At 53.0% G+C, this 26,832-nt stretch carries 23 protein-coding genes; 14 read left to right on the forward strand and 9 right to left on the reverse strand.

Features of this window, described 5'->3' with window-relative positions; all coding sequences use genetic code 11:
- Positions 1-321: 321 nt before the first annotated feature.
- On the reverse strand, positions 322-870 hold the full coding sequence (locus D3P09_RS22870) for a helix-turn-helix domain-containing protein (RefSeq protein WP_120113759.1): 549 nt from the start codon (positions 868-870) through the stop codon (positions 322-324).
- 150 nt (positions 871-1,020) lie between these two features.
- Here D3P09_RS22870 and D3P09_RS22875 point away from each other — a divergent pair, with 150 nt between their 5' ends.
- Genes D3P09_RS22875 through D3P09_RS22885 form a run of 3 tightly spaced genes read left to right on the forward strand, consistent with a single transcriptional unit; the run spans position 1,021 to position 3,880 of the window.
- Positions 1,021-1,692 carry an alpha/beta hydrolase gene (locus tag D3P09_RS22875; protein ID WP_120113760.1) on the forward strand — a complete coding sequence of 224 codons (672 nt, stop codon included), beginning with the start codon at positions 1,021-1,023 and terminating at the stop codon, positions 1,690-1,692.
- Entirely contained in the window at positions 1,689-2,462 is a 774-nt protein-coding gene (locus tag D3P09_RS22880; protein ID WP_120113761.1) for a DODA-type extradiol aromatic ring-opening family dioxygenase, read from the forward strand. Before D3P09_RS22875 ends, D3P09_RS22880 begins: the two co-directional genes overlap by 4 nt.
- Positions 2,463-2,479: 17 nt before the next feature.
- On the forward strand, positions 2,480-3,880 hold the full coding sequence (locus tag D3P09_RS22885) for a hypothetical protein (protein ID WP_120113762.1): 1,401 nt from the start codon (positions 2,480-2,482) through the stop codon (positions 3,878-3,880).
- 266 nt (positions 3,881-4,146) lie between these two features.
- Here the strand turns inward: D3P09_RS22885 and D3P09_RS22890 are convergent, their stop codons facing one another.
- Together D3P09_RS22890 and D3P09_RS22895 are read right to left on the reverse strand one after the other, a co-directional pair.
- A complete protein-coding gene (locus tag D3P09_RS22890) occupies positions 4,147-5,841 on the reverse strand; it encodes a M3 family oligoendopeptidase (protein WP_120113763.1) in 1,695 nt (564 codons plus the stop codon).
- 60 nt (positions 5,842-5,901) lie between these two features.
- The gene (locus D3P09_RS22895) at positions 5,902-6,798 is read right to left on the reverse strand and encodes a LysR family transcriptional regulator (protein ID WP_120113764.1); all 897 of its coding nucleotides are present in this window, start codon (positions 6,796-6,798) and stop codon (positions 5,902-5,904) included.
- 121 nt (positions 6,799-6,919) lie between these two features.
- On the opposite strand from D3P09_RS22895, the gene D3P09_RS22900 reads away from it, so the two are divergent.
- From D3P09_RS22900 to D3P09_RS22910, 3 genes are all read left to right on the forward strand, one after another.
- Complete coding sequence (locus tag D3P09_RS22900; RefSeq protein ID WP_165867555.1) at positions 6,920-8,332, forward strand: MFS transporter; 1,413 nt, start codon at positions 6,920-6,922, stop codon at positions 8,330-8,332.
- 228 nt (positions 8,333-8,560) lie between these two features.
- The gene (locus tag D3P09_RS22905) at positions 8,561-10,258 is read left to right on the forward strand and encodes a molecular chaperone HscC (RefSeq protein ID WP_120113766.1); all 1,698 of its coding nucleotides are present in this window, start codon (positions 8,561-8,563) and stop codon (positions 10,256-10,258) included.
- Between the two features lie 3 nt (positions 10,259-10,261).
- Positions 10,262-12,796 carry a tetratricopeptide repeat protein gene (locus D3P09_RS22910; protein ID WP_120113767.1) on the forward strand — a complete coding sequence of 845 codons (2,535 nt, stop codon included), beginning with the start codon at positions 10,262-10,264 and terminating at the stop codon, positions 12,794-12,796.
- A gap of 82 nt (positions 12,797-12,878) precedes the next feature.
- On the opposite strand, the gene D3P09_RS22915 is transcribed toward D3P09_RS22910, so the two are convergent.
- Together D3P09_RS22915 and D3P09_RS22920 are read right to left on the reverse strand one after the other, a co-directional pair.
- Positions 12,879-13,289: a DUF2752 domain-containing protein gene (locus D3P09_RS22915; RefSeq protein ID WP_120113768.1), complete on the reverse strand. Its 411-nt coding sequence runs from the start codon at positions 13,287-13,289 to the stop codon at positions 12,879-12,881.
- Positions 13,264-13,608 (reverse strand): DUF4234 domain-containing protein, encoded by a 345-nt coding sequence (locus tag D3P09_RS22920; protein WP_120113769.1) that lies wholly within the window; start codon positions 13,606-13,608, stop codon positions 13,264-13,266. Before D3P09_RS22920 ends, D3P09_RS22915 begins: the two co-directional genes overlap by 26 nt.
- Before the next feature lie 259 nt (positions 13,609-13,867).
- On the opposite strand from D3P09_RS22920, the gene D3P09_RS22925 reads away from it, so the two are divergent.
- From D3P09_RS22925 to greA, 4 genes are all read left to right on the forward strand, one after another.
- Positions 13,868-14,413, forward strand: coding sequence for an RNA polymerase sigma factor (locus D3P09_RS22925; protein WP_243644414.1), 546 nt, complete (start codon positions 13,868-13,870; stop codon positions 14,411-14,413).
- Positions 14,410-15,456 carry a hypothetical protein gene (locus tag D3P09_RS22930; protein ID WP_120113770.1) on the forward strand — a complete coding sequence of 349 codons (1,047 nt, stop codon included), beginning with the start codon at positions 14,410-14,412 and terminating at the stop codon, positions 15,454-15,456. Before D3P09_RS22925 ends, D3P09_RS22930 begins: the two co-directional genes overlap by 4 nt.
- 184 nt (positions 15,457-15,640) lie before the next feature.
- A complete protein-coding gene (locus D3P09_RS22935; protein ID WP_120113771.1) occupies positions 15,641-15,979 on the forward strand; it encodes a zinc ribbon domain-containing protein YjdM in 339 nt (112 codons plus the stop codon).
- A gap of 59 nt (positions 15,980-16,038) precedes the next feature.
- Entirely contained in the window at positions 16,039-16,515 is a 477-nt protein-coding gene (gene greA, locus D3P09_RS22940; RefSeq protein ID WP_120113772.1) for a transcription elongation factor GreA, read from the forward strand.
- Positions 16,516-16,714: 199 nt separating this feature from the next.
- Here the strand turns inward: greA and D3P09_RS22945 are convergent, their stop codons facing one another.
- Both D3P09_RS22945 and D3P09_RS22950 read right to left on the reverse strand, forming a co-directional pair.
- A complete protein-coding gene (locus D3P09_RS22945; RefSeq protein WP_120113773.1) occupies positions 16,715-17,170 on the reverse strand; it encodes an SRPBCC family protein in 456 nt (151 codons plus the stop codon).
- Positions 17,171-17,210: 40 nt separating this feature from the next.
- Entirely contained in the window at positions 17,211-18,854 is a 1,644-nt protein-coding gene (locus D3P09_RS22950) for an FAD-binding protein (protein WP_165867556.1), read from the reverse strand.
- A gap of 180 nt (positions 18,855-19,034) precedes the next feature.
- Here D3P09_RS22950 and D3P09_RS22955 point away from each other — a divergent pair, with 180 nt between their 5' ends.
- A complete protein-coding gene (locus D3P09_RS22955; protein ID WP_120113775.1) occupies positions 19,035-19,685 on the forward strand; it encodes a TetR/AcrR family transcriptional regulator in 651 nt (216 codons plus the stop codon).
- Positions 19,686-19,963: 278 nt separating this feature from the next.
- On the opposite strand, the gene D3P09_RS22960 is transcribed toward D3P09_RS22955, so the two are convergent.
- Positions 19,964-21,574, reverse strand: a complete 1,611-nt coding sequence (locus D3P09_RS22960) for a response regulator transcription factor (RefSeq protein ID WP_120113776.1) — start codon at positions 21,572-21,574, stop codon at positions 19,964-19,966.
- A gap of 4 nt (positions 21,575-21,578) precedes the next feature.
- The gene (locus tag D3P09_RS22965; protein WP_243644416.1) at positions 21,579-23,327 is read right to left on the reverse strand and encodes a cache domain-containing sensor histidine kinase; all 1,749 of its coding nucleotides are present in this window, start codon (positions 23,325-23,327) and stop codon (positions 21,579-21,581) included.
- A 200-nt stretch (positions 23,328-23,527) separates the two neighbouring features.
- Here D3P09_RS22965 and D3P09_RS22970 point away from each other — a divergent pair, with 200 nt between their 5' ends.
- The 3 genes from D3P09_RS22970 (at position 23,528) to D3P09_RS22980 (ending at position 26,670) form a co-directional block, all read left to right on the forward strand.
- The gene (locus D3P09_RS22970; RefSeq protein WP_120113986.1) at positions 23,528-24,409 is read left to right on the forward strand and encodes a carbohydrate ABC transporter permease; all 882 of its coding nucleotides are present in this window, start codon (positions 23,528-23,530) and stop codon (positions 24,407-24,409) included.
- Positions 24,409-25,245 carry a carbohydrate ABC transporter permease gene (locus D3P09_RS22975; RefSeq protein WP_120113778.1) on the forward strand — a complete coding sequence of 279 codons (837 nt, stop codon included), beginning with the start codon at positions 24,409-24,411 and terminating at the stop codon, positions 25,243-25,245. Before D3P09_RS22970 ends, D3P09_RS22975 begins: the two co-directional genes overlap by 1 nt.
- A gap of 132 nt (positions 25,246-25,377) precedes the next feature.
- Positions 25,378-26,670: an ABC transporter substrate-binding protein gene (locus D3P09_RS22980; protein WP_120113779.1), complete on the forward strand. Its 1,293-nt coding sequence runs from the start codon at positions 25,378-25,380 to the stop codon at positions 26,668-26,670.
- Positions 26,671-26,832: the final 162 nt, after the last annotated feature.

A 26,832-nucleotide genomic window follows, 5' to 3' on the forward strand; every position in this document is an offset into this window, starting at 1 on the left:
AGTTGGAATACAATCGCATCCGTATTCATTCTTCAATCGGTTACTTAACTCCACATTTGCGCGAAAAAAGGTACTATGAGCAACAACAGGTCGCTTAATTGGTGTCTACTTTCTTGACAGAAGTCCAGAAAGTATGCTGCAAGCCGAGAAACACGGCTTAGAGCTACCCTGCAGCCAGCCTCTCTGCCCTATACAGATTTCAAGCAAGAAAAAAGCCTTCAAACCCGTTACGGTGGTTTGAAGGCTTTTTCAATCAACGCTTTGAAATGTCTAATACGTTGCTACCCCCTATGGGACAGTCCCATTGTAGAGCCATCCCAATTACGCATAAGGCTGCTGATCGGTCTCGGTATAGACGGAAATGAGCACGATTGCCTGCTCATCTCCGATATTGCGAACAAGGTGAGGCGTGCAGGCATTCCAAGAGAAGGAGTCGCCTTCCTCGAATTCGGCAGAATCCTCGCCTTGCTCGGCGTAGATTTTGCCTTTGATCACCACATGCACCTCTTCCCCTTCATGGGCATGAGGCTCCTCACCGGTGGAAGCGCCTGGAGGGAACTCGACAAGCATCATCTTCACGTTCTTGGAGGAGCTGAGATGCTCTACCTTCAGCTGCTCGCTGCCGCTGGTGGTCACTTTGCGCTCTGACTTGCGCACAATGTGCATGCGGTCCTCTTTTTTCAGCAGCAAATAAGCAAGCGGCACCTTCAAGGCATTCGCAATATTCTCCAACGTAGCAATGGAGGGGGAGGTCTTATTCGTCTCAACCTGGCTCAAGAAGCCTTGGGACAGGCTGGTTTCTTCGCATATTTGGGCGATCGTGATCGCTTTCCGCTTTCGTATGGCCCGAATGTTGGAGCCGATATCCATAGAGTTCACGCATCCTCAAAAATATTTGTAATACAGATGATATATTTATATTATCAATTTTTCCATTGACATGCTAGTGCCTGCTCGTTTAAATTACTAATATAAAAGTAAATTCTTTATAACTAATATTTAGCCGAGAGGTGATTGAATATGATACCCGCGTACGCTTACCAGATTCAACTGCCGGAGGGCATGGAGCCCGGCATGAAGTACCCGACCCTGTTCACCCTTCACGGGAAGGGTTCCAATGAAGGCAATATGATAGGGCTGACGAGTCCGCTCGAGGACCGCTTTATTACGATTCATATTCGCGGCGATCTGCTGCTTGGGGCAGGCTATCAATATTATGAGCTGAAAAGCCTGGGCAATCCCTTGCGCGAGTCGTTCGACCGCTCAGTCGAGCAGCTGGAAGCTTTTATCGCCTACGCATCCGAACAATATCCGGTGGATACGGAGCGGCGCTATTTGCTCGGATTCAGCCAAGGGGCTATTCTATCGTTGACGCTTGCGCACACGATGGGAAGCGCCTTGCGGGGCATTGTGGCCTTGAACGGCTACATTCCGCAATTCGTGAAGACCGAATACAACGTTCAATCGATGAAGGATGTCTCCGTATTCGTCTCGCACGGCGAGTTCGATTCGGTATTCCCGATTCGCATTGGGCATGAGACCGCCCAGTACATGGGCAGCGTAACTTCCAGGCTAACGTTCAAAACGTACCCCGCTGATCATGGGGTAACGCCGGAGAATATGGCTGACTATGTGAGCTGGCTGAAGCAAGACGCACTTACTAAAGCGGATGAAGGAGTGAAGGAACAATGATGCCATCTTACTTTTTTGCCCATGGAGCGCCTTCCCTTGTGCTGGAGGAGCATGCATACACGGATTTGATGAAGCAATTCAGAGAGAATACGCCGAAGCCGAAGGCGATCGTGCTCTTCTCTGCCCACTGGGAGGAGCCGATTCAGACGATTGGCGCAGCGGAGCAGTACAGCACCATTTATGATTTCGGCGGGTTCCAGGACGAGCTGTATCAGATGACTTATCCGGCCCGAAGCGATCGAGCGCTTAGCGAGCGTATCCAATCCCTGTTCGCCAGCCATGGCATCGAGAGCGTATTGGATGAGGAGCGGGGCCTTGACCACGGCGCATGGGCTGTGCTGAAGCTGCTCTACCCGGATGCGGACATTCCGGTGATTGCGCTGTCGGTGAACCGGTATTTGGCAGCGGAGCAGCAGTACGAGATCGGCAAGGCGCTTGGAGAGCTGCGGGAACAAGATGTCCTCATTATCGGCAGCGGGGGAACGGTGCATAATTTGCGCCGCTTGAATTGGCGTTCCGGCGACGCCATTGACGACTGGGCGGAATCCTTCGATAATTGGCTGCAGAGCAAGCTGGAGAATTGGGATGTAGACGCCCTGTTCCGTTACATGGAGCTGGCTCCACATGCGCGCGATGCGGTGCCGACAAGCGAGCATTTTATCCCGTTGCTTCTTGCGATGGGTACAGGAGATGCGAACCGGCAAGCGAAGCTGATTCACCGAAGTTATCAATATGGCAATCTAAGCCTAAGCTGCTGGCAGTTTAACTAACAAAGAAGGCGAATCATATGGCAAGGTCAATATGGGTGGCGGCCCAGAAAATCGTAGTGTTTTCGCTCGCCGCCGTCTTTATCGCGCAGCAGCTTACCTCTATGGAGCTGCTGCTTTATCCGCTTGGAGGACTGGCTTTGCTAGCCATTGTACTGTCGCTTCCAAGACTTAAAGGAATAGCAAAGTGGCTGGCGGCAGGCTTTATGGCTGGCGGTGTCGTGCTCATGCTGCTGCAGAAAGCGGATCTTCATCTGTGGTTCGAAGCTGCTGCAATTAACGCAACGCTTGTCACCCTGTTTGTATTCGCGCCGCTGTTCGGCATTCCAGTACGGCTGCCGGCCTATGTCGCGGCTCTGCGCCGTTTCTATGAGACGAGCGTCAGAAGCAAAGCGGTCATGTTCACAGGCACTCAGCTGCTTACTCAAATTATGGGGGCGTTTATTAATGTGGGCTCCATACCGGTCGTCTATCATCTCGCTTTCGTCAAGCCGCATTCGAGCCGGATGGCCCGGCTGCTGGCTGCTGCGATGAATCGGGGCTTCGGCGGAGCCATTATGTGGTCGCCCTACTTCGCTGCTATGGCGCTTGTGACATCGGCGCTGTCGCTTGGCTGGTCGTCCATTCTGCCTTATATTATCGGACTATCGCTCCTTAGCTTGATCGCGAGCATAGCCGTGAGCGGCCGCGAGCTATGGCGCAAGGAGCAAAATGATGCGGACTCGGAGCGGGCAGAGGATGCCGGGCAAGCTCCCGAAGGCAGCCAATCCATCCGTACACCGTTCCCGTTCGGGCTGGCAGCGTATCTTGTTCTAGCGATAGCGGCTATTCTGCTGCTTGAGCGGCTGCTTGAGCTGCCGATGGTGCTCATCACGTGTCTGGGCGCTGTCTTGATCCCGCTGCTTTGGTGTGCGGCGAAAGGAGCAATGGACATCTACCGCCAAGGCATCGCGAATCATATAACGGTTACGCTGCCTGCCTTACAGAAGGAGATTACGCTATTCCTTACTGCCGGGTTCTTCAGCGGCTCTATCCGCTCGACCAGCTTCGGAGCTTATATTCCCGGGCTGCTGGAGAAGCTGCCTGTTCCGTTGTGGCTGGCGTTTTCGCTTTTTACCGTCCTGCTCATTATGGCGACCTCTTGGATCGGCCTGCATCCGATTGTGCCGGTTACCATCCTTGCCACCGGCATTGATCCGTCCGCAGTCGGCATATCCACCGTATACTTTGCCGTGCTGCTGCTTGGCAGCTGGGGCTTGTCCAATCCGATCTCGCCCGCATCGGCTGTGAATCATCTGCTTGCCGGCCTGCAGAACAAGACGGCGATTCAGATGGCCAGGCCGAATTATGCGTATGCGCTATGGATGGCTGCGGCGCTTATTCTCTATTTGGGCTTGCTGCATTATGGCATTGGCGGGTGACAACTTTAAGGGGTACAGATCCATGATAAACTATAACCATGAGCGACATTATTGGAGAAAGTGGAGATTGTACTCCTATGTTACAGCTGAGCGAACACATTAAACTATGGAATCGGTTGCCGCTTCTACTTCTCCGATCCAATCTCGGTGATGAACCAAATCCAGGATATTGCCAATATGATGGAAGAGCGCGCAAAAGCGAATGCCGCCCAATAAAATAAAACGGAAGACGGCTACCGGTGTATACTCCGGCAGCCGTCTTTTGCTTATAACGCTTGATCGTCTACTTCATTCAGCCAGCTATCGATTGTTCCGATGACTGAAGTCACGCAGCCGTCCTCGAACGGGGAGACAAGCCCTGCTTTGGCGACAAGCTCGGTGAAGGATAGGCTTCCTCCAAGCTTGCATAGGCTGAGGTAGTCTGACCATGCGGCGCTGCGGTCCTCATGCATCTTCTTCCAGAATTGAAACGCGCAAATCTGCGCGAGCGTGTAGTCGATGTAGTAGAACGGCGAGTTGAAGATGTGGCTTTGTCTATGCCAGAAGCCGCCTTGCTCCAGGTACTCGTTATCCGCATATTGGCGATGCGGCAAATATTTGCTCTCGATTCTCCGCCAAGCCGCCTTGCGCTCCTCTGGAGTCGCTTCCGGATTCTCGTACACAAAGTGCTGGAATTCATCAACCGTTACGCCATACGGGATAAAGATCAATGCGCTTGCCAGATGGTCGAAGCGGTATTTGTCCGCGTCTTCCTTGAAGAACAGGTCCATCCACGGCCAAGTGAAGAACTCCATGCTCATCGAATGGATTTCGCAAGCCTCGTAAGTCGGGAAGCTGTACTCCGGCACCGCATAGCTCCGGCTTTGGTACACCTGGAAGGCGTGGCCCGCCTCATGCGTCAGCACGTCGATGTCGCCCGATGTGCCGTTGAAGTTGGAGAAGATGTAAGGCGCCTGATGCTCGCTGATATAGGTGCAATATCCGCCGCCGCGCTTACCTTTCTTGCTGACAAGATCCATCAGTTCGTTGTCCTGCATGAACCGGTAGAATTCATCCGTCTCAGGCGACAGTTCGGCGTACATCTTCGCGCCGTTCTCAACGATCCAGTCGGGATCGCCCTTCGGCGTAGCGTTGCCGGACAAGAAAGCCAGATTCTCGTCATAATACAGCAATTCATCGATGCCGATGCGGCTTTGCTGGCGCTGCTTCAGCTTCGAGGCGACCGGAACGATATGCTCCAGCACTTGCTCGCGGAATCGTGCGACCATCTCCGCATTGTAATCGGTCCGGCTCATGCGCGCATAGCCGAGCTCGACGTAGTTGGAGAAACCAAGCTTATGGGCGATTCTCGTGCGCGTCTTGACCAGCTCGTCGTAGATGCGGTCGAAGTCAGCTTCATGCTCGGCCATAAAGCCGAACGATGCTTCAGCGGCGCGCTTGCGCATGCTGCGGTCCGGCGATTGCTGGAACGGAGTCAGCTGAGCCAGCGTCCGCTCTTCGCCTTCGAAAGGGATTTTCGCGGAAGCGAGCAGCTTGCCGTATTCCGTCGTCAGCTTGTTCTCAAGCTGAAGGTCCTCGATCACTTCAGGGCTAAACGTCTTCAGCGACAGCTCGGCAAGCTGGAAGAGCTGCCGCCCCCATTTTGCCTCCAACTGCACGCGGAACGAGGAATCGACTAGCGCGCGATAATAATCGGTAATGTATTCCTGGACAATGGGGCCGTTCTCGTCGAAGAAGTCCTGCTCCGCTTTGTAGAACTCGTCGTTCGTATCAATCGAATGGCGGATGCTGGCGATCGTCTGCATCGTATCGAATTCGCTGCGGAGCTTATTGATCGCAGTCATCGCTTCGTCTTGCTCTTCATACGCCGCCGCATTCGTGAATGCATTCAGCAATTCCTTGAATTGCAGCTCGAACGTCTTCACGTCTGGCCGTTCGTAATCATATGTACTGAATTTCATAGGTTAAGCACCTGCTTTCCTGTCATTTACATACTCCATTATACGCCTGATGGAATGGGGTTAGTCCAGACTCAATTTGTCTTGGCCCGAAGCATAGTAGTTGATGGCAAAATCCCGGAACGACCTTGCCGCGCCCGATACATAACGGCCCTCCAGCCATGCCAGCTGCATCGTCCGCATGCATACCGGCTCTTCGATGGACAGGAAGACCAGCGGACCGTGATTCCTGCGTGCCGCAGCAGGAAGGAAGGCGACGCCGAGTCCGGCTGCTACCAGGCTGCCGATCGATGTAGGCTCATCTCCCTCGCACACGACGCGCGGTACGAAGCCCGCCGCCGCGCAGTACGAGAAGGTCAGATCGCGGAAGCTGTAGCCCGGCTTGAGGCTGATGAACGGTTCATCGGCGGCTTCGCTCAGCCGAATGCTGCTTCGCCTTGCCAATCGATGCTGCGGCGGCACGGCCAGCATGATCTCCTCCGTCAGCAGGTTCGAGCCTGCTATTCCATCCGCTGTAATTGGAGGTGCGGCAAATACGAAGTCGATCTCGCCGCTTTGCAGCAGCTGGATCTTCATATCTTCCGTAGGGGTCTGCATAATGCGGAAGTTCGCTTGCGGATGGGCGGCCAAATACGGCCCCAGCATATTCGAGAAGCGGTTCAGCGTCGTAGCTGCAATGCTGATGGTCGCTTTCTCGATGCCCGCCAGATCGGACAGCTGGCGCTGGCCTTCCTCCAGCGCATGAAGCGCTTCGTTGACCTTCCCCAGATAAATTCTGCCGTACTGGTTCAGCTTGATGCGCCTGCCTTGCCGGTCGAACAGGGGGACGCCAAGCTGCTCCTCCATCCGGGAGATAATGACACTGAGTGCGGGTTGGGCGATATGCAGCTCTTGGGCGGCATACGTCATATGCTCCAGTCTGGCTACGGTCTGAAAATACTTCAAATGCTGCAAGTCCATATTTGTCACCCTTCCTTTATAACGAAATTATTATCAATTCATACGATATCATCTATTTTTATTTATGAGCATTCCCATTTACAATGGGTTCATGACAGATCAGGCAAAGGAATGAATGAATATGGCAGCTGCAGAACAACATAGGGCTACAATGAATACTATTCCATCTACCTATTCGCTTCGTAAAATGACATGGGTCGTCGCGCTCAGCGTCATTCTCAATCCGCTCAATTCTTCCATGATTGCTGTAGCGCTGCTTGGTATTGGCGCCAGCTACGGCATAGATGTAGCAACGGCAACCTGGCTTATCACAGGCTTCTACCTGGCTGCGGCAGCGGGACAGCCGCTAATGGGCAAGCTGGCTGACTTGCTCGGCGCGCGCCGCGTCATGATGACGGGACTTGCGATCGTCATAGCAAGCAGCCTGCTCTCCGTATGGGCGCCTTCATTCGGCTGGCTGCTGGCGTTCCGGATTATGCTGGCGCTCGGCAGCACGGTCGCTTTTCCGGCGGGAATGGCGATTATCCGGTCTTTCGCTCAGCCGGCGCCGGGGGACGGACAATCCAAGGGTATAACCTCTTCGCTGGGCATCATCTCCGTGTCCGCCAATGTCATGGCGGCGTTCGGCCCGACGCTCGGCGGACTGCTGGTTCAGCACAGCGGCTGGCATTCGATCTTCTGGATCAATATTCCGATCGCGCTGGCCGTCATCGTGCTGGCTTCCCGCTGGATGCCTGCCGACCACAGGCGAACGGAGAGGGGGCAGACCAGCGGCCTGCTGCGGCTGCTGGATGTGCCGGGCGTCCTGCTGTTCATGGGGATGCTGATCAGCTTTATGCTGTTTCTGACGTCGCTTGGCTCAGGCGCTATCTGGTGGCTGCTTGCCGTTATTCCGGTCTGTGCGGTTCTCTTCGGCTTAAGGGAGCTGAGGACGGACAAGCCGTTTATCGATCTTCGCATGTTAGGCCGCAATAAGAAGCTGCAGTCGGTATATGCGCAGTTTGCCGGACTGAACATCGTGTTCTACTCCTTGTTCTTCAGTATGCCACTATGGCTCGGCCAGGTGAAGGGCTACGATCCGCAGACGGCAGGGCTTCTGATGCTGCCTTTTGCAGGAATCGGCATGCTGGCGACGCCAATTGCCGTCCGTATCATTCAGCGCTGGAGCTACCGTCCCGCTATTATTGCCGGGAGCAGCGCGCTGCTGCTGGGCACGCTGCTGCTGTTATTGATGGGCGAGGATACGCCGATCTTCTTTATCTTGCTGGCTACATCTATCGTAGGCATTACCAACGGGATGAATAATATGGGCTTGCAGACGGCGCTGTATCAGCACACCAAACCAAGCGAGACGGGAGCGGCGTCCGGCCTGTTCCAGACCTTCCGGTCGGTCGGCGGCATCCTGTCCACCAGCTTGCTCGGCATTGCGTTCGGATCCACGGTGACCACGGCTGGCCTGCACACCATCGCTCTGGCCGGCGCTTGCATCGGCGCCGTGCTTCTTTTCTTCAGTTTATCGCGAAAGCTTAATTGAATCAGATGATGGGCAGAGGCAGGAGCCGTCTTCGGACGGCTCCTGCTTTTTTTTTTGTCAGGGGACGGATGGGCCATGAGACTATTGCTGCCAGTTAGCTAGTATGGCTGATAGAGGGGGCTATGGAGTAGAGGATCATTTGCCGATATACTTTGATATAGCAAGAGATAGAGCAATCTTGTAAGATATTGTTATATCACCATTAACGGAATGAATTGCGGAGGACTTATGACGATCATTGGCATTGATCTTGGGACAACAAATAGTTTGGTAACGTATTGGACGGAGGAAGGGCCTGTTATTATCCCGAACGGGCTTGGGAAGCACCTGACTCCGTCGGCAGTCAGCGTGGACGGCGAAGGCGAATTTGTCGTGGGACAGATTGCGCTGGAGCGGCAAATCTCTCATCCTGAGCTAAGCGCATCTTTTTTCAAAAGATATATGGGAACGAAAAAGCTGTTTAAGCTCGGCGATCAGGAGTTTCTGCCCGAAGAGCTGTCTGCGCTTGTGATCAAGGCGCTTAAGAAAGACGCGGAGCATGTGCTGGGCAAGCCGGTGCAGGAGGCTGTCATTAGCGTGCCGGCTTATTTCAACGACGTGCAGCGCAAAGCGACGGTACGGGCTGGCGAATTGGCGGGGCTGCGTGTAGAGCGCTTGGTTACAGAACCGACAGCCGCGGCCATCGCCTATGGACTTCATCAGCGGGATGCGGATACGAAATTTCTGGTCTTCGATCTGGGAGGAGGCACCTTCGACGTCTCTATTCTGGAATTATTCGATCAGGTCATGGAGGTCAGAGCTGTAGCCGGGGACAACTACCTGGGGGGCGAGGACTTCACGCAGCTGCTGATTGATATGTTCTTGACCCGCCATGGATTGGCGGAGGATGACATTGAGCCGAGAGAGTTCGCGAAGCTGCGCAAGCAAGCGGAGACGGCGAAGCTGTCCTTCGCCGACAAACGCTCCGCGCGAATCGCTTTTGTGCATAAGGAAAGCGAGCTTGTTCTTGAAGTTAGCCAGGATGAATACGAGCTGGCAACGAAGCCGCTGCTGCAGCGTCTGCGGGCTCCCATTGAGCGAGCCTTGTCTGACGCTTCGCTGAAGGTGAAGGATCTCGATGCGATTCTGCTCGTGGGCGGTGCGACGAGATTGCCTTTCATCCGCACGTTCGTCAGCAAGCTGTTCGGGCAGCTGGCGTATGCCAATGTGAACCCGGATGAAGTAGTCGGCATTGGGGCCGGCATTCAAGCGGGCTTGAAGGAGCGCCATGAGAGCCTGAAGGAAGTCATCCTCACGGACGTATGCCCTTATACGCTGGGCACCTCGGTCTCGGTAACCAAGTCGAACGGCTACCATGAGAGCGGACATTTCTTCCCGATTATTGAGCGCAATACGGCGATTCCGGTCAGCAGGATCGAACGCTTCTATACCACCAATGACAATCAGCGGATGATCAAGGTCGATATCCTGCAAGGAGAGGCCAGACTTTCGCGCGAAAATATTTTCCTCGGGGAGATTAACGTGCCCGTTCCGGTCCGGCCGTCAGGCCAGGAATGCGTCGATGTCCGGTATACCTATGACATCAACGGCTTGCTGGAGGTCGAAGTAAAGGTGCCGTCCACCGGCCTTGTGAAGCAAATGATGATCGAGCGCAATCCGGGCGAGATGTCGCCGGAGGAGATGGCAAGGCGCATCGAGCAGCTGGCGAGCCTTAAGATTCATCCGCGCGACCAGCAGGAGAACAAGTGGGTCATTGCTCGCGGCGAGAGGCTGTATGAGGAGCATATCGGCTACGAGCGAATGGAGATCGCGAAGCTGCTGCGGGAATTCGAGGACGCGCTGGACAAGCAGGAGCCGAGAAAGATTGCAGACATGAAGAAGCTGCTGAAGGATGTATTCGACGCTATCGAGGCAAAGGGAGAGTAGAGCATGCAGGAATTTGCGGTCTTACGAATTGAACCGACGACGGACGAGAAGGTCATCAAGCGGGCATACACCCAGCTTATTAAGGTCTACAATCCGGAGACGCATCCGGAGGAATTCCAGGAGATTCGGGCAGCTTACGAGAAAGCGATGGATGCGGCCAAGAACGGCTCGCTGACAGGAGACGGACCGGAGGACCCGCTGGAGCAGTACTCGCAACGCCTGAAGCAAGTATATGACAACTACGAGCAGAGGCTGGATGTGCGGGCATGGCAATCGCTGCTGGATATGGATGTCTGCCATCTGATCGATACCCGCGAGGCGGCTAGCCGCGTGACGCTTAATTTCCTGACGGAGTATTTTCACCTTCCTTATCCGGTATGGGTGGCGCTGAACCAGCATTTTGAATGGAACAAGCAAAAGGACAAGCTGCTGGAGGACTACCACCAGAACTTTATTGAGTTTGTGATGAACCGGATCGAACGCGACCAGTTTTTCCGCTATCACGAATTGCTTAGCTGCATGCCGGGCCAGCAGGAGACGTTCATAAAGCAATATCGCACCGGCATGCAAGCTATTGATGATTATGATTATTACACGGCTCGCGAGTCGCTGCTTCAGCTTGCGCAGCTGTGTCCTTCGCATCCCGACGCGATTATTCTGGGAACGCGCTACAGCATGGCTCTCGGCAGGCTGGCGGAGGCTGGAGAGAAGCTGAATGAGCTGCTGGACAGGGATGAGACGGATTATTACGCGCGGTATTACCGTGCGAACTTGCTGTTCCGATTAGGGCGCTATGAGGAAGCATATCAGGATTATAAGCATGTGCTTCCAATCAGGCCGGATGCAGCCGATGTGCTCTTCTCGCTGGGCAAGTGTGCCGTTAGTCTGGGCTATTACGGAGACGCTTCGGAATACCTGAATCAGCTCAAGCAGATTCTGCCGAACGATCATGAAGTCATTAATTTGCTGGCTTCCGCTCATCGCTTCCAGATCGAAGAGATGACCGCCAGCTCGGATGGGCGTCCTGAGGATATCGAAACCGCGCATGAGCTTGTGAGCTCTTACTTGGCGACCGGCCGCATAGAGGAAGCTTATGGGTTGATTTGCGAGCTGGAGCCGCAGCATCCTTCCGCCAAGCTGCAGGTGCAGCTGTGCGTCGTCTTGCATCATATGGACAAGAAGGAGCTTGCGCTAACCAAGGTTAATGAAGCGCTGGCGGCCTACCCGGATCATATGGAGCTCTATCATTGGAAGGCGGTATTGCTGGAGGAGATGGGCCAGCTGGAGGAAGCGGTCCTGTATTACGACAAGGCGATTGAGCTTAAGCCGGAAGAAGCTTCGTTATACAACAACAAGGCTTATACGCTGAATCTGCTGGGGCGTCATGAAGAAGCGCTGGCTTCCGCGGAGCTGTCGATTCAATATGACGGATCTTTCGCCAATGGCTACAGGCAGAAGGCCGATGCGCTGCTGGAGCTTGGCCGGTACGGCGAGTGTTATGAAGCGGCGGACAAGGCTCTGTCTATCAATGCTTACTATACGGAAGCGTATATCGTGAAGATGAGCATGCTGAACCGCGTCGGGCAGTACCGCCATGTTCTTGATGCCTTTCATCAAGCTGCCAGACATGATCTTCGGGATGCGCGCCTCTATGTGGAGAAGGCGAACGCCTTGCGGTATATGGGCGAATTCGAGGATTCCATCGCGAATTGCGACCATGCTCTGGAGATGGAGGAGGAGCAGCAGGACGCGCTGCTTTGCAAAGGCATGTGTTTCTTCCGCATGCAGCGGTACGATGAGTCGGTCGCGGAGTTTGAGAAAATTATGGACAGGCCAGGCATGGAGCAAGCCGTATACTATGCGGCGCTCAGCTATTACAACATGCGACAACTGGATGATGCTTACCGCTTGGCAGCCGAATGGAAGGAGAAGGCCGAGCAAGCGGATCTATTCTATGATCTGATCGGCGATATCCATCGTGACCAAGGCGAGCGTGACGAAGCGATCGCCGCTTATCGCCAGGCTATCGCTATCGATCCCGCAGTGGCTTCCTATCATCTGCAGCTTGGACTGCTGCTCCATCAAGAGGAGACCTGGCAGGAAAGTCTGCACCATCTGGATCAAGCGATTGCGATCGAGCCGACGCTGGTGCGGGCCTATGAGAAGAAAATCCATGTGACCTTTGATCATGCGCGTGATTACGAGCAATGTATCGCCCTCTGCCATGAGCTTCTGGCTGTCGATGCGGAGAGCGCGTATGCCTACGACTTCCTGGCATGGTCGCATTACATGCTGGAGCGGAAGGAAGAGGCGGCAGCATACATTCAACAAGGTCTTGCTTTGGATTCGCAGTTCGTCAGCATTCTTCATCTTCGCATGACGATGATGATCGAGCAGGGACAGAACCGGGAAGCGCTCGCTGTCTGCGACCGCATTCTGGAGCTGGAGCCCGACCATGAGGATACGCTGGCTCAGCGCGCCAAGCTGCTGCAAGGCGACCAGAAGAAGTCGGTCTTTTCGTGGCTGGGCAGGAAATAAAGGCTAATAAAGTTTGATTAACAAAAAAGGATATCTCGCTTTCCGGTTGCGGAATAGGAGATATCCTTTATTGTTGCGCGAGTCAAGCCAGCTCGGTTGGAGCCATATACGACCATGGCGGCAGATTGCGGGCCAGACCGTAGATAAGCGTAATCGCCAGCATAGCGATCAGCAGGGTGCTGCCAATCCTCCGTTTCTTCTTGGCATTCGCCCACGCATACAGGGCAAAGAGCGGCGCCAGAACGAAGATAAGGGAATTGAAGCGGAACGCCTGATAGACATCAAGCTCCAGCAAGGAAAGAGCGGCTCTCGTGATGCCGCAGCCGGGACAATACAGCCCCGTAACCGCGTGAATGGGACATGGCACGGACAGCCCGGTTAAAGGCAGCCACACCTTGGCGTACAGCAGTCCGCCACCGCCAAGCATGGCTCCCCAGAACAGCTTGGGATGCCGCTTGGGCAGCTCCTTAAGGCATTGCCATTTTGTTGACATCGGATTGCACCAGGGCATATGTAACAATGCCGAAACCGAAGATGGACAACAGTACATAAATCAGCGCGTTGTCTGAAGGTCTGAGTCCGCGCTGCAATTGCGCTTCCTCGATATGCTTGGCCACTTGATAGGACCATACGATTCCCCAAATTCCGCATGTTACGAGAGTCAGCAGGAAGTGCTTAACCCCTGTGAACGAAGGGTCTCCGCTTAATTGGCCTACTTCGTCCGTCATGACGATGAACCAGTAAATGCCGTAAATACCGCAGGTCACAATAGTAAGAATAATAGCTAGCGCGATATTGCGTTGACGAATCATGAACTTGCACCATCCGATCTAGTTGATATTGGTTTTGTCAGCATAGCAGCGCTCGCTCTAGCATGGCTATCGCTCGAATGGTCCGCCTACGGAATCTCACTCAATTCGCAGTATTTGACAAATAACGACGAAATAAGTATATGAAAATATGGCTATCAAGACAAGGAAAAAATAGAAAGATTAGAAAATGCGAACGAGAAGAACGGAAAATGGAACGATTGGAGCTTTAGCCTTGTCTAAAAGGTGAGGGGGTGAACGATTGGAATCTCATGTTGAGCCGCAATATTTGACGAATATGGAGCGGATGGGCAAGACAGAGCTGTACAATCTGATGACGCAATACGGGGACGATGTCCGGACCTATGCATATGCCATCACCCGCAATCGGGAGCAGGCTAAGGATATTGCTCAGGAAGCGTTTATTAAGGTCTATCAGAATATCGGATCGTTCAAGGGACAGTCTTCCTTCAAAACCTGGCTGTTCGCCATAGCGCGCAATCTCGCTATCAATGAGCTGAGATCCAGCTATGTACGGAGAATGGTGCTGTTCGAATGGGTGAAGCCTGACAAAATGGCCGAATCGGCGGAGGCGGCTTTTATGGGGAAGCAGTCGGAGCTGGAATTGCTGAACATCGTTATGGGACTGTCGATGAAGCATAGGGAGGTTCTGGTGCTTCATCTGGAGCATGGGATGACCAAGGCGGAGATTGGCCAACTGCTGGGTCTGTCGGAGGGAACGGTGAAGTCCAGGCTGCACCGTGCCCGCAAAATCGTGGAAAGCAAGTGGAGGGAGATGGAGCGATGAGCGAGATCAGGCCGGATTGGCAAGACGCGGTGAGGCGGGGATTGTTCGGCAAAGCGGAATTCAGCGAAGAGATGAAGCGTTCCGTGCTGGAAGCGGTTGATCGGAGGCATGCGATGCGGTTTCGTCCCCGTTTGCATCTTATTGGCATAGCTGCATTATGCGTAATTGCGGGCATCGTACTGTTTTATAATGCAGACGACGCTCCATGGACAGCAGACGCCGGTAAGCAAGCGGGAGTTGGCGAGCCAGTGCCTCCGAGCGGCGATGATCAGATTGTGCAGGAGCATGAATGGGGATTGCCTGTTACGTTCCGATATTTGGAGGCGCGGAAGCTGCAGAAGGGCGAAGTGATATCGGAGAATGACGATGATATTCTGCCGGGTTTATCTAATAAACACTCGCCGTTATGGGGGTTCGGCCAGACAATAGAGCTATCCTTTGATGAGATTGAAATTCTGGATCAAAGACCTGTAGATGGTCTTGGTTCAGCTATACGATTTACAAAGCTGCAGGAATCGAATACCAAGCATGGGACGGATGAGAAATATGATTATATCGGCTTTGTCATCGATGGAGTTTCAAAGCCCAATACATTGCTTCACTTTGGATATGGACATCTGTATGACAATGAGATAATGATGGCGCGTCTATTCGGAAAGAATGTGGTCAAAATTGCTATAAATCCTTGCAGAACGGACGGCGATTCGTGTACCTACTACCTGCACCAGTCCAATGGAAGTATCATTCCTTATGCCATATTCGAAGCTGAGACGTATGAATATGACTTGGACGGCGACGGCCGGGAGGAAGCGATTGTCACGACATATAAGCAGAATCAGATCTATGTGTTCAAAGAAGAGAACGGGGAGCTGCTGTGGGCCAGCATACGCGATGTTCTGGGCGCCAAGTATGGTGATATCATAGATTACAACCGGGAACAGGGATGGTTCTCCATCCGCAGCAAGAATAGCGGTGCAGGCGAGCCGGTACGCACGTACCGCTACGATCCGGGAACGCATGGCTTAATACAGCTTCAATCTTAGTTAGCGATAATGATGAAGGATCATGGGCAGCTTGTGCTGCTCGTGGTCTTTTTTATGCCTATATTGCTCCTCCGCATTCATGGCACCCAGATATCTGTAAGAAATGTACGCCATTTCCTTGGTTTGTCTGTATCTCCAGCACTTGTTCCGATATACTGGTATAAAAACATTGGAGCACGATAACATGTCTAATTTGCCTAATTGTCCGAAATGCGGTTCCCAGTATACCTACGAGGATGGCAACTTGCTCGTCTGCCCGGAATGCGCTCATGAGTGGTCGCTGACAGCGATGGAGGAAGCGGAAGAGAAGCGGGTCGTGAAAGATGCGAACGGCAACGTCTTGAATGACGGCGATTCGGTGTCGGTCATCAAGGATTTGAAGGTGAAGGGAAGCTCGTCGGTCATCAAGATCGGCACGAAGGTGAAGAACATCCGATTGATTGAGGGCGATCACGATATCGACTGCAAAATCGACGGGTTTGGCGCGATGCAGCTGAAATCGGAATTTGTGAAGAAAATATAGGAAATGGAATGCCCAAATCGGGTACAATAATATAGGATTGTGAAAGGGGAGTATCCGTAGTGTCCAAAGAAGAATTGATTCTGACGGCGGAAGGCTTGCAGAAGATTGAAGATGAATTGATGGAGCTGAAAACCGTCAAGCGCAAAGAGCTGTCGGAGCGCTTGAAAGTTGCGATCAGCTATGGCGATTTGAAGGAAAATAGCGAATACCATTCCGCCAAAGATGACCAGGCGTTTATGGAGACGAGAATCCTGCAGCTGGAGAGAATGCTGAAGATTGCGCGCGTCGTAGATGCCAGCAACTTGAGTTCGAACCAGGTAAGCGTCGGCTCCTTGGTTATTCTGAACGATATTGAATTTAATGAAAAAATCGAGTATCGCGTTGTGGGTCCCGCAGAAGCGGATGTGGCGGACAACAAAATCTCGTATGAAAGCCCGCTTGGCAAAGAGCTGATGGGCAAAAAGGTCGGCGATACGATCAACGTTGATGCGCCGATGGGTGTTATCAAGTATGAGCTTCTCGAAATAAAAGCGTAAGAGAAAAACGGGCCGAATGGGCTCGTTTTTTTTTGTGGTCCTGATGAATGCAGCCAAAGAATGGCTGCAACTCCTGTTGCAGCTTTCTGAGGGTTGTCCCTTGCGGGCTTGTCATAGCCGGTATAGTCTGTAATACCGAACTTGCAGCGCGCATTCGGATGAACAGGCTGTCGAGACGTTCTCGGCAGCCTGCCATGTCTTATGATTTGACGCTTTCGATTTCCTCAATACGGTTAGCGATTGCTTGGGACAGTTCTTCGGCTGTCTTCGGCACAAATGATTTCAAGATGCCGTTGATCATTGGACCCATGGCGCCTTTAGCTGTGATATCCAGGAATCCGGTCATTTTCGTCTCGTTGCCGCTAATGGCTTCTGCTTCGAAATAGCCGCTGCCGATGAAGTTGTCTGACACGCCGGTCAGATCGAATGTAACTTTGGTCGGCTCGATCCAGTTCGTAATGTCGATTCTGAGCTTGACTGTTTTTTTCATAAAACCGAGGTCGCCCTTGAAGCTCCAGGTGGATTGCTTGTCGCTAATAATCGTATGCTCGATATAACCTGGCACGAGAGGCGCCCATTTGTCCATATCGCTGACGAAATTCCAGATGTTCTGGATCGGTACTTGCAGATTTATCGAGTGTGTGCCGCTTGGCATGTCTATCATCCTTTCTTCTGTAGATCTATGATGAAGCGGATTAAATCGATTTGGACGCGGCTTTGCCTGCCGCCATGCCTGCCAGATAACCGAAGGTCATAGCCGGGCCTAACGTGCCGCCTGCGCTGACATAGGCTTGTCCCATGATGCCCATCGCAGCGTTGCCAGCGGCATACAGACCGCTGAGCGGCTTGCCTCTCAAGCTGATCACCTGGCCGTCGGCGTTGATGCGAGGCCCGCCGCTGGTGCCAAGCGTGCCGAAGTAGATCGGCAGCGCGTAGAATGGACCCTGCTCAATGGCCCCGATATTGGCCTCCGCATTGCCTCCGCCGCCGCCCAGATTCTCGAAGAAGGTCGTTCCGCGATGGAATTCAGGGTCTGCGCCTTGTTTGGCATTCGCATTGTAGTCGGCAACGGTCTTCTCCAGACCGTCCGGGTCGACTCCGATCTTCGCCGCCAGCTCGCGAATGCTGTCAGCTTGCGGCACCCAGTCAGGCGCAGGCTCGCCCGGCATCATCGTGACGACCATGGTTTTGTCCTTCAGCTGCTGGTCGAAGACCATCCATACCGGCGGCTCATTAGGCCATTCCAGCGCGACCGGATCGTATTCGTAGAACGACTTCGGCATGTCATTGTACGTGACGCCTTCATGGACGAACCGTCTGCCGTGGCGGTTGACGACAATGCTGTTCGGGCCGAAGCGTCCGCTGCCAAGCTGGTTCAGCACGCGGTCCTCATATTCGAATGTAGGATCCTGCATGGCCGGATACCACCAGGCTTCGCTCATGTTGCCAAGAGCCGCGCCGGCTTCCATAGCCATAATGAGGCCGTCGCCGTCATTGCCTGCCGGGGATAACGGATGCGTGACCTCGCCCTTCAGGAATGTCTTCACCAGTTCCTTATTCCATTCGAAACCGCCCGAGGCAAGAATGACGCCTCTGCGAGCGCCGATGTAATACGGCTTGCCTTCGCGTTCTGCGACGAGGCCGATGACTTCACCGGCATCGTTCAACACCAGCTCTTTGCCCGGTGTCTCGGTCAGCGTCTCAATTCCGCGATCGAGGATCGCCTTGAACATCGAGGCAATGAGAGAGCGTCCCATCGTGACAATGTTGTTCTCCATGCGCCATGCGACTTTCTCGAAGTCGATGCCGCCGATGGCGCCGCCTTCCTCCAGTGTGAGCGGAGGGAAGACCGGATTGTTCCGTATGAGCGCTCCCCATTCTCCGATCTGGTTCATATCGAACGGCATCGGATCGAGGGAGCGTCCGCCTGTCGGCTTGCCGCCCGGCAGCTTGGCATAATATTCAGGATAGCCCTTCGGAATATTGAATCGAAGCGGCGTATGGTCATATAGGTACTGGATCATCTGATGTCCGTTATCGACGAACACCTCGAGCAAAGCAGGATCTGGTTCTTTGCCGCCGGTCAGACGTTTGATATACGTAAGCGCTTCCTCTTTTGAGTCTTCGATACCGGCTTCCTTCATGTAGAGGTTCATTGGAATCCATGGAATTCCCCCGGAGAAGGCAGTTGTGCCTCCAATTTGTGCCGCTTTCTCAAGGATAAGCACCTCGGCTCCTTGATCATGCGCCATGATAGCGGATACAAGAGCGGCTCCGCCGGTCCCCATGACGACAACATCGACTTCGCGATCCCAATTTGCAGGTTTTTTCGCGGGCATGTCAACATCTCCATTTCTGCTTATGATGAGTTGCATGATGAAAAATGATAGATACACTATCACTATGATAATAGACCTATCATTTATAAGTTGTCAATTTAACTTTTGTTGCGGGTCCAAAAATGTAAAGCTATAATATCAGAAAGAAGATATTGGATAGGCAGAGAGGGTTCGAGAGGAATGGAACCGAAAACAAGATATAAGCAAGAGCTTAGCGAGCTGAAGCAGCATCGCGAGCAAGTAATATTGGAGACGGCGGAACGCGTCTTTAGCGATAATGGCATAGAGAAGACTACAATGCACCATATAGCCAAGGAAGCCAGTATCGGGATTGCGACATTATTCCGGTATTTCCCCAAAAAAGAGAAGCTGATCGTAGCGGTTGCGACGAATATGATCGAGGAAGTGTTCCTGGAATTCCAGAAGATCAGCCAGACGGATAGTACATGCCTGGAGAAGATGGAGCTGCTGTTCGACTTCTTCATTGCGCCGCTGCCGAATCATTATGACCGCAACATCAAGTTCCTGGAGGACTTTGAGAACTACGCCGCCCATTCGGACGAGCCGCTTGAGGACATGGACGAGTTCAACCGCCTGTACCGCCGGGTATCGCTGATGTTCTCGCGTATTATTCAAGACGGCCAAGAGGACGGGTCTTTGCGCAGCGATATTTCGGTGCGGGAGACGTTGACGACGGTGATTAACGCATTTGCGATCTTCTCGCGGAAGCTGTCGCTGCAGCGCAACATTTTGCGGCTGGAGCTGGACTTGGAGCCGGAGAAGCAGCTTACGGTGCTGAAGCATATTTTGCTCGACTATTTGAAGGCATAGTTGGCACGACGCTTGAACGTGAGTAACAAAAAGAACTTGCCCAAGAGCGAATTAGTTGTGCCACATCTGCAAGCCGCAAAACACGGCTTAGAGCTACCCCACAGCCCCAATTAATAGCTGCCGCCTCAAAAAATATTGAAAAGGCAAAAGAGAAGCCTTCAATCCCACTTTTACGGTGGTTTTGAAGGCTTCTTCTCTTTTTCAATCAGCAATCGACCATAACTTATTGTCTGCTTCACTATTGGGCCATCGCCCTTTTGCGCAGCCAATCGGCAAGACTACCCGATCGTATGCTCCTTCCGGTATTCGCCGGGACTTACGCCTTCTATCTTCTTGAAAACGCGGCGGAAGTACTTTTCGTCCGGGTAACCGACCATCTCTGCAATCTGGACGATGCGCAGATGTGGATTATGGAGCAGCAGCTTGGCTCTGTCTATGCGGATTCGGCTTAAGTAATCAAGTATAGTCACGCCATAAGCCTGCTTAAACTTACGGGCAATATATTCTCTGCTTAGATAGAACCGAGCAGCCACATCCTGCAGCGATACTTCTTCCCGGTAGTGCTCATTCAGATAGCTGGCAATCGACTCGATAAACGACGTGTGATTGGCATGCATCCGGGTGAGCGGCGCGGATACGTCGGCCAGACGATTCTCCAGCTCTCCCTGAAGCGTAGCCCATGACAGCATCCCCTGCTGGTCAAGCGGAAGGCACACAGGCATATCGGCAGAGGTCTCCCGGGCGTCGACAGCGGATGTAGTCCGGCCATCCTCCAGCCATTGCGTCCTCATCCACTCCCATTCCTGATTCCATTGCAGCAGCAGCTCTGGCGATACGGAATCGAGCTGCCTAACCTCTGCGATCCAATGTTCCGCTGCGGCTCGTATTCGGTCATTACTGCCGCTTAACGCCGCCAGTCTAAGCTCTTCTTCGTAAGCGCTTAGCCGAAGGGGGCGGCCCGCCTGCTCCATCTTCTCTGCATGCTGGCGATGAATTCGGGCCGGATCAAGCGCATTGCGCTTCCATAGCGCCTTCGATGCCTCCTGATATGCACGCGGCAATTCCTTCGGATAAGAGCGTTCCAGCGCCAAGCCAAAATGAACCTGGCGCTGCAAGGTAACCAGGATGCCCTTCCCAATCTCACCCAGCAGAGCTTCGAATTGTTCAGAGGGTCCCCAGAATAACAGGACGATCTCGCCTCGGCTGTCCAGCTGCCGGAAAGCAATGCCTCGGCTGCGCAGCAGCTCGTTGCAAATATTGAGAATAACGAAATGAATCAGCTGCAGCCTGTTCTTGAATTTCCCGAACAGCTCATGGTCCAGTTGAGAGACAGCGGCAACCGCGACAGAACATGAGGCAAGCCCTGCCGGGAATTGCAATTCATCCTGGATCCCCTCCAGGAACTCGCGTCCGCTTTGGCCGGAGAGCAGCTCTGTGAGCAGCCTGTCGGTGTAATGCGGCTTCATTTCGTTCATCCCGATCATCTGCTGGGTCAAGCGAATGCGCTCATCTTCTTCCTTCCGCCAGCATTGTACAGCTTTCTTCAGCGCCTCGTTCAGTGCAGCTGCTTTCACCGGCTTAAGAATATAATCCATGCCGCCATGACGGATAGCGTGGCGCACGTATTCGAAGTCGTCATAGCCGCTGATGACGATCGTCTTCATATGCGGCTTGTTCTCCGACAGCCATGTGAGCAGCTCGGCTCCGCTCTTCCTCGGCATCCTCATATCCGTCAAGACAATGTGGGGCTGGTGCAACTCAATAAGCCGTTCAGCTTCCTCGCCGTCGGATGCCTGCAGCACCTCCTGAATGCCAAGCTTATCCCATTCCGCCAGCATAGTAATGGCGCTGCGCACATGCTTCTCATCATCGACAATGACAACCTTCATTCCGTCACGCTCCTCGTCTGTAGTTCAATCTGATGCTGACTCCTTGAGGCTGCATGTTCGCAATCTCCAATCCGGCTGTATCGTCGGTATACAGCTTAAGCCGCATCAGAACATTCTGCAAGCCGATCGAAGAGGAAATCTCCGTCTCCGGCCCGCGGTCATTATGCTCCTCATCGGCATTTATCTCCAGCGCCTCTTGCAACTGGCGAAGCCTATCAAGTGGAATGGAGGAGCCATTATTCTCTATCTCTACGATGACCCGGTCATCGTCCGTTATCCGGCTTCGGACTGTCAGATTTCCTGTTCCTGATTGATCGTTCATTCCATGCTTGAAGTAGTTCTCCGCCAGCGGCTGAAGCGTCATCTTGGGCATCGGTGCGGACAGGCTGGCCGGATCTATCTCCAGGAAGAAGTCAAATTGCTCGTCGAACCGCTCCTTCTGCAGTTCCATATACAGCTTGAGCTGATCGAGCTCCTCCTCCAGCGTCACCATCGCCTCGCCGCTCCGCATCTTGTAACGCATAATATCGGCCAGCGACGACAACAGCGAATACACCCGAGGGGCGTCATGCTGAAGGGCGACGGTGCCGATCGACTGCAAGGTATTGAACAGGAAATGAGGATCAATTTGTGCTTGAAGCGCTTCCAATTGATTGCTTTTATTCGCAAGCTCTAGCTTGTATTTGCGCAATATTAGATTGTTAATCGTATCCATCATTTGCTTGAACCTTCGGGTGAGGAAGCCGATTTCGTCCCGGCTGCGAACATCGATATCCACATCCAGCTTGCCGGTCTGAATCTGGTTCATGTAACTGGCAAGCCGCAGGATCGGTCTCGTAATCCGAATGGATATATATAGCGTTCCTGCAATTACGACAATAAGGGCAACCGCCGCAATGACGGCATTAATCGTTATTAACTCATTTGACTTGCGATAAAGCACATTGTACGGAATTTCCTTCACAATCGTCCAGTCGGCAAAGGCGAGGCCAAGCTTCTCGTATACGCGGATAGCGCCTTCTTCGTCAATAATGCCTTGGCCGCCGCTGCGCATGCGCTCGAACAAGCCAGGATCGTCCAATGGCTTTCCGATTCCATCGGCTTGCCCGCTGTAGATGATGATCCCATTCTCATCAAGCAGGTAGAGCTTCTCATCATCCGGGTGGAAGAGCTGCTCGGATATTGCCGCGATGCCGTCCAGCTTCAGGTCGATAGCCAGCATCGCCATCCGGTCTGTAGACGGAATACGGACGATTGGGCGGTAGTAGGTGAAGACCAGCTGCTTCGGATCGTCATGTAGAGAAGGCGGGAAGCCGTAGCTGTGCGCGTAGTGCGGCGGCTCGGTGCTCGGCTTGACCGGATCGGCCTTCTCTGTGCCGAGGTAAGGAGATTCCCGAAATTCTCTCCTGGGCACCGTATTCGTAATAAGCGTCGACTGGTTCGTCAGGTAGGAATGCAGATAGACCTGTTGAATATCGGGCAGCGAGCCCTGCAGGTTTTGCAAAGTGATGTACATTTCCGCAACGGCTTGATAGTCGTCGAAGCTCTTGGACAGATTGTTGAGAAAATGCGAATCCGAATACAGCACAGTTGAAGCCCGGTTAATGTTGTTCAAGTAGTTAACGAGATTGGTTTTGCCTTGAAATATCAGCCGTGCATTTTCTCCCATCGACTGCTCTTTGATAGATTCCTTGGTATAGACCAGCGTAATGACAAGCGACAGTGTCAGAGGAATAATCGTCACGGCCAGCATGAATGCAATCAGCTTGCGGCGGATGCTGTAGGTTTTGATCGGAATCGCCTCATTTCGAATTAAATCTTGCGGTGGAGCGCTGCCCCCCGAGATAGATCAATATCGTACTGCTAACGGTTCACGATCGTCCGTTTTTTTGGAAGGAGGGTTCAAGCATAATTATGATAAGCAAAATTCGAAATGCGCAAGGGGGAGTATGGATGAACCGCAAAAAAACATCTCAGTTGGGTCAGCAGATCGTATTCGTCGGTCCGGCCGTCCTGGTCTTCGTCCTCATCATTTTGATTCCATTCGTGTCAGGCCTGTATTATTCCTTCACGAGCTGGAATGGGGTATCCGGCGAGGTGAGCTGGATCGGCCTTGATAATTACAAGCATATCTTCATGCAGGATACAGCGTTCCGAGACTCCTTCTGGTTCACGACCCGGTTCACCATAATAGGCGTTGCAGCAACCAATGTGCTTGGCTTCGCGCTGGCTTACTTTCTGATTAAGCCGCTCAAGTCGCGCAATGTGCTGCGTACCGTCTTCTTTATGCCGAATGTCATTGGCGGCTTGCTGCTCGGGTTTATCTGGCAGTTCATCTTCGTCAAAGGGTTCTCGGCAGTAGGCGAGCTGACGGGCCTTGCTTTCTTCAACCAGCCGTGGCTAGGCACGGAAGGGACGGCGTTCTGGGCGATCGTCATTGTATTCGTCTGGCAGACGGCAGGATATTTGATGGTCATCTATATCTCGTCTCTCAACAATGTGCCAAAGGATATTCTGGAGGCGGCTGAGATCGACGGGGCGAGCAGATGGCAGACCTTGCGTACGATTATCATCCCGCTGATCATGCCTGCTGCTACGGTCTGTCTGTTCCTGGCGCTGTCATGGTCGTTCAAGATGTTCGATTTGAATCTCTCGCTGACCAGAGGCGGGCCGTTCGGATCAACGGAATCCGTGGCGATGAATATCTACAATGAGGCATTCTCCAACAATCGTTACGGACTCGGCACGGCCAAGGCCATCATCTTCTTCGTCATTGTAGCGGTTATTACGAGCATTCAGGTCAAATTCACCAAGAGCAAGGAGGTTGAAGCGTAATGGAGGCTGCTTATAAAAAGAAATCAGGAATCGCCGCCGTCGAGCTGGCCATGATTGCGCTCGGTCTGCTCTTCCTCATTCCGTTCTACTTTCTGTTCGTGAACTCTGTTAAGAGCTTCAGCGAGCTGCTGACGAACGCTGCAAGCTGGCCGTCCTTTTTTCAATGGAGCAATTATGCCCGCGCATTCGAGATGACGAATTTCCCGGTAGCGTTCCGGAACTCATTGGTAATTACGGTCGTGAGCAACGTCTTGCTCGTTATCTTAAGCTCCATGGCGGCATACTGGATGGTGCGCAGCGGCACGCTGTTCAATCGCCTGCTCTTCCTGACCTTTGTCGCAGCTATGGTCGTGCCGTTCCAGTCCATCATGATTCCGCTGGTGAAAGTAACCGGGATGGCGGGACTGATGAACAGCATTCCGGGACTGATTATTTGCTATCTTGGCTTCGGCGTGCCGATGTCGGTCTTCTTGTTCCACGGCTTTATCAAGTCGATACCGATGGAGATTGAGGAAGCGGCTACCGTGGACGGCTCCAATACCTACGGCGTCTTCATCCGGATTGTGCTTCCGCTGCTGAAGCCGATGCTGGTGACCGTCTTCATTCTGAATTCGCTTTGGATATGGAACGACTATCTGCTGCCGTCGCTGATCCTGCAATCGCCGGAGCTTCGAACAATTCCGATTGCGACTTTTGCCTTTTTCGGTCAATATACGAAGCAGTGGGATCTCGCCTTGCCGGCTCTGGTGATGGGAATCGTGCCAATCATCGTGTTTTTCCTGGCGATGCAAAAGTATATTATCGAGGGTATTACGGCAGGCGCAGTGAAAGGATAGCATAGGTCAATTTTGTCTACTACTTTGATCAATATCTGGTCTACTCTCGTTCAGGGGCAATCTCTACAATGAGGATGTAATCCAATTGAAGCGTTTTCATATGCTTGTACATAAAAAAGGGAGGAATGACGAATGAAGAAGAATACAAAGCTTACGCTATTGCTGTTGCTTGCCATGACCCTATTGCTGGCGGCTTGCGGCGGAACAGGTAAAAGCCCGAATGCCGGCAGCGGGGGAAGCGGCGGCGGAGAGACAAAGACGCTGAAAATCTTCCAGTTCAAAGTAGAAATCGCCGAGGCTCTTAACCGCTTGAAGGCGGAATACGAGAAGGAGCATCCCGGCATTAAGCTCGATATTCAGACTGTCGGCGGCGGAGCGGATTACGGAGCGGCTCTGAAAGCGAAATTCGCATCCGGCGAGGAGCCTGATATTTTCAACAACGGCGGCTACCGTGATCTGGAGACTTGGCTTGGCAATCTGGAGGATCTGTCTGACCAGCCGTGGGTAGCGGATACGATCGAGGTTGCGAAGGATCCGATGACCAAAGACGGCAAGATCTACGGCCAGCCGATGAACCTGGAAGGGTACGGCTTCCTATACAATAAGGATTTGTTCGAGAAAGCAGGCATTACCGATGTGCCGAAGACGCTTAGCCAGCTGGAGGAAGCGGCGAAGAAGCTGGAAGCTTCCGGCGTCACGCCGTTCGCCAATGGGTATCAGGAGCTGTGGGTGCTTGCCCTTCATGGGCTGAATGTCGGGTTTGCGCATCAAGACGACCCGAACGGCTTTGTGCAAGGCTTGAATGATGGAACGGCGAGCATAGCGGGCAACCCGGTGTTCGAGCAATGGATCAAGCTGCTGGACCTGACTCTGAAGTACGGCAACAAAAATCCGCTGACGACGGACTACAATACAGAGATGACGATGTTCGCGAATGGCGAGGTCGCGATGACACAGCAGGGGAACTGGACGCAGGTCCAGATCGACGGCATCAATCCGAATCTCAATATCGGGATTCTCCCGATGCCGATTAACGAAGACGCAGAGGCGAACGACAAGCTGTACGTCGGCGTTCCGAACAACTGGGTCATCAACAAAAATTCCGCTATGAAGGAAGAAGCGAAGGAATTTCTGAATTGGCTCGTTACATCCGAAACGGGGAAGCATTATATTGCAAAAGAATTCAAGTTTATTCCGGCATTCACCACGATCGAGGCGACTAGCGAGGATCTCGGCGATCTGGGAGCGGAAGTGGTGAAGTACAGCCAGGATGGCAAGGCGCTAAGCTGGAATTTCAATAAGTTCCCGGATGGAGCGATGAATGAGTTCGGAAGCAAGATTCAAGCCTACATTGCAGGCAAATCCGATGCGGCCCGCTTGCTCGAAGACTTGCAGAAGTCATGGGATGGTCTCAAAGCTAAGTAAGCATTCGGAAGGCGATGACGCTTTAGTCCGCTCAATTGCCGAACATTTGCTGATTTGCTATAATCGGGATGGCCTAACAAGCACACGCATGAACGACACAACTTCAAGCGAATGCCCTTGCGGTATTCGCTTTTTTGATGATGGATAGTGCACCGGCGAAAG

This window comes from Paenibacillus pinisoli, from assembly GCF_003605435.1.
Taxonomy (GTDB): Bacteria; Bacillota; Bacilli; order Paenibacillales; family Paenibacillaceae; genus Pristimantibacillus; species Pristimantibacillus pinisoli.

Bases quoted from the DNA above. Each gene is read 5' to 3' on its own strand.
- D3P09_RS22870 (WP_120113759.1), bottom strand. From the start codon at position 870: ATGGATATCGGCTCCAACATTCGGGCCATACGAAAGCGGAAAGCGATC.
- D3P09_RS22875 (WP_120113760.1), top strand. From the start codon at position 1,021: ATGATACCCGCGTACGCTTACCAGATTCAACTGCCGGAGGGCATGGAG.
- D3P09_RS22880 (WP_120113761.1), top strand. From the start codon at position 1,689: ATGATGCCATCTTACTTTTTTGCCCATGGAGCGCCTTCCCTTGTGCTG.
- D3P09_RS22885 (WP_120113762.1), top strand. From the start codon at position 2,480: ATGGCAAGGTCAATATGGGTGGCGGCCCAGAAAATCGTAGTGTTTTCG.
- D3P09_RS22890 (WP_120113763.1), bottom strand. From the start codon at position 5,841: ATGAAATTCAGTACATATGATTACGAACGGCCAGACGTGAAGACGTTC.
- D3P09_RS22895 (WP_120113764.1), bottom strand. From the start codon at position 6,798: ATGGACTTGCAGCATTTGAAGTATTTTCAGACCGTAGCCAGACTGGAG.
- D3P09_RS22900 (WP_165867555.1), top strand. From the start codon at position 6,920: ATGGCAGCTGCAGAACAACATAGGGCTACAATGAATACTATTCCATCT.
- D3P09_RS22905 (WP_120113766.1), top strand. From the start codon at position 8,561: ATGACGATCATTGGCATTGATCTTGGGACAACAAATAGTTTGGTAACG.
- D3P09_RS22910 (WP_120113767.1), top strand. From the start codon at position 10,262: ATGCAGGAATTTGCGGTCTTACGAATTGAACCGACGACGGACGAGAAG.
- D3P09_RS22915 (WP_120113768.1), bottom strand. From the start codon at position 13,289: ATGTCAACAAAATGGCAATGCCTTAAGGAGCTGCCCAAGCGGCATCCC.
- D3P09_RS22920 (WP_120113769.1), bottom strand. From the start codon at position 13,608: ATGATTCGTCAACGCAATATCGCGCTAGCTATTATTCTTACTATTGTG.
- D3P09_RS22930 (WP_120113770.1), top strand. From the start codon at position 14,410: ATGAGCGAGATCAGGCCGGATTGGCAAGACGCGGTGAGGCGGGGATTG.
- D3P09_RS22935 (WP_120113771.1), top strand. From the start codon at position 15,641: ATGTCTAATTTGCCTAATTGTCCGAAATGCGGTTCCCAGTATACCTAC.
- D3P09_RS22945 (WP_120113773.1), bottom strand. From the start codon at position 17,170: ATGCCAAGCGGCACACACTCGATAAATCTGCAAGTACCGATCCAGAAC.
- D3P09_RS22950 (WP_165867556.1), bottom strand. From the start codon at position 18,854: ATGCCCGCGAAAAAACCTGCAAATTGGGATCGCGAAGTCGATGTTGTC.
- D3P09_RS22955 (WP_120113775.1), top strand. From the start codon at position 19,035: ATGGAACCGAAAACAAGATATAAGCAAGAGCTTAGCGAGCTGAAGCAG.
- D3P09_RS22960 (WP_120113776.1), bottom strand. From the start codon at position 21,574: ATGAAGGTTGTCATTGTCGATGATGAGAAGCATGTGCGCAGCGCCATT.
- D3P09_RS22965 (WP_243644416.1), bottom strand. From the start codon at position 23,327: ATGCTGGCCGTGACGATTATTCCTCTGACACTGTCGCTTGTCATTACG.
- D3P09_RS22970 (WP_120113986.1), top strand. From the start codon at position 23,528: ATGAACCGCAAAAAAACATCTCAGTTGGGTCAGCAGATCGTATTCGTC.
- D3P09_RS22975 (WP_120113778.1), top strand. From the start codon at position 24,409: ATGGAGGCTGCTTATAAAAAGAAATCAGGAATCGCCGCCGTCGAGCTG.
- D3P09_RS22980 (WP_120113779.1), top strand. From the start codon at position 25,378: ATGAAGAAGAATACAAAGCTTACGCTATTGCTGTTGCTTGCCATGACC.